Genomic DNA, 449 nt, shown 5'->3' with positions numbered 1-449 from the left:
TGTATAAGCATCCGCAAGGTTGCGAACAGACGACTGAATCGCAATACTATCCACTTCTTTTAGCCAAACAAACTCTTCCTTCATGGCAGGAAGTTTCGCAGAGCATGTACCATATGTCAAACCTTTTCCTGTTTCTTTGTATGCATGATCCCATAGAGATAGGAAATGATTGAATACAAAACGAGAACAGCCAATCGTTTTATTGATTAGGGTCGTTTGTGCTTTATTTGGATAGATACGAAATTTATATGCTTTATTGATCATCATTCGTTTCACCCCATTTCGATATGTGTCTATTATACAACAAACATACATTCGATAGGTAGTGAAGTGACAGTTTATGTATGTCGAACAATTAAGATGGCTTCCTGCCATCCCTTGTTCGAAGCCAATTCATCTCCCACCTACTCACTTCGCGTTCCTTGAGGAAGGAGTCTTCTTGGCTAAAA

The 449-nt window shown here is 39.2% G+C and carries 1 protein-coding gene; it reads right to left on the bottom strand.

All coding sequences use genetic code 11. The annotated features are described in order from the left end of the window. Nucleotides 1–267, bottom strand: a 267-nt coding sequence (locus tag JDS95_RS30490) for a helix-turn-helix domain-containing protein (protein WP_199691050.1), incomplete at its 3' end; no start/stop codon positions are given. Between the last annotated feature and the right edge of the window lie 182 nt (nt 268–449).

Source organism: Bacillus cereus group sp. N24, from assembly GCF_016483345.1.
Classification (GTDB): Bacteria; Bacillota; Bacilli; order Bacillales; family Bacillaceae_G; genus Bacillus_A; species Bacillus_A toyonensis.
Note: the sequence above shows the minus strand (reverse complement) of the source record. Positions and strands in the feature narration are given on the sequence as shown.